We start from the raw sequence: 1,560 nt of genomic DNA on the forward strand, positions 1-1,560 counted from the left end.
GGCGGGGTGAACCCGCCTCGGGGAGCCGGGGCTGCGTCCTGCGCCCGTGCGGCCCGTCCGTCCCTCAGACCGCGTAGGAACGGAGCTTGTCGGCGCGGCGCCCCTCCCGGAGCTTCGCCATGACCTCACGCTCGATCTGACGGACACGCTCTCGCGACAGACCGAAACGCTTCCCGATCTGGTCGAGAGTACGCGGCTGGCCGTCGTCGAGCCCGAAGCGCAGGGTGATGACCTGCTGCTCGCGCTCCTCGAGCGTGGACAGCACCGCGCGCACGTCCGAGTGCATCACGTTGGTCACGACCGTGTTCTCGGCGCTGGTGGCCTCGGCGTCCTCGATGAAGTCGCCCAGGGGCGCCTCCTCGTCGGCGCCGACCGGCATGTCCAGGCTCACCGGGTCCCGGGAGTGATCGAGCAGCTCCTCGATCTTGTGCGCGGGGATTCCCGACTCCTCCGCCAGCTCATCCAGGGTCGCCTCGCGTCCGAGCTGCTGGTGCAACTCCCGCTTGATGCGGGCGAGCTTGTTGACCTGCTCCACCAGGTGCACGGGGAGCCTGATGGTGCGGGACTGGTCGGCCATGCCCCGGGTGATCGCCTGGCGAATCCACCACGTGGCGTAGGTCGAGAACTTGAACCCCTTGGCGTAGTCGAACTTCTCCATGGCTCGGATCAGTCCGAGGTTGCCCTCCTGGATGAGATCGAGCAGTGGCATCCCGCGACCGGTGTAGCGCTTGGCCAGGGAGACCACCAGTCGGAGGTTGGCCTCGAGCAGGTGTGCACGGGCCGCCTCCCCCTCGGCGACGATCACCTTGAGGTCCGCCTTCTTGGTGGGGCCGATCCGCTTCTTGGTGGCCAGGAGGTGGGAGGCGTACAGACCGGCCTCGATACGCTTGGAGAGCTCGACCTCGTCCTCCGCGTTGAGGAGGGCGGTCTTGCCGATCCCGTTGAGGTAGACGCGGACGAGGTCCGCGCTGGGGCTCTGGCCTTCCGACTCCGCCTCCGTCCGACGATCCGATCGGGTGGTGGCTGACGTCATGTCTCCTCCTCCTGCCGGTCCGGGGGATCAGAGCCGGCGGTCGGTTGCTGATGGACGGAACGGGCGCGTGGCCGGGTCACGGTCACGTACTGCTACAACGGCGGGGCCGCCGGGAATGTTCCCGCGATGATGACGCCCGTCACGAGGCGCGGGAACCCGAGGTGTCGACGAGGACGGTGAACGGGCCGTCATTGACAGAACTGACCTGCATCATCGCGCCGAACTTGCCGGTCGTGACCTCGAGACCGCGGTCCCGGAGACCGCGGACCACCGCGTCGACGGCCGCTTCGGCCTGCTCGCCAGGGGCGGCGCGGGACCACGACGGCCTGCGCCCCTTGGTCGTCGACCCCATGAGGGTGAACTGGCTGACCACCAGGACGGGCGCGCCGACCTCGACCGCGCCCACCTCGACCGCACCGTCCCGGACCGCATCGTCCCGGAGTGCACCGTCGTCGTCCGCGCCCGACCGGCCCCGCAGGATGCGCAACTCGGCGATCTTGCGGACCATCGTGGAGACGTCCGTCTCG

The 1,560-nt window shown here is 69.2% G+C and carries 2 protein-coding genes; both read right to left on the reverse strand.

Annotated features, from left to right (window positions below; translation table 11 throughout):
• Positions 1-64: 64 nt before the first annotated feature.
• On the reverse strand, positions 65-1,033 hold the full coding sequence (locus G6019_RS08745) for a sigma-70 family RNA polymerase sigma factor (RefSeq protein WP_017837708.1): 969 nt from the start codon (positions 1,031-1,033) through the stop codon (positions 65-67).
• 139 nt (positions 1,034-1,172) lie between these two features.
• Positions 1,173-1,560, reverse strand: a 388-nt coding sequence (locus G6019_RS08750; RefSeq protein ID WP_182627433.1) for a D-aminoacyl-tRNA deacylase, incomplete at its 5' end; no start/stop codon positions are given.

Source organism: Dietzia sp. DQ12-76 (assembly GCF_014145045.1).
Lineage (GTDB): Bacteria > Actinomycetota > Actinomycetes > Mycobacteriales > Mycobacteriaceae > Dietzia.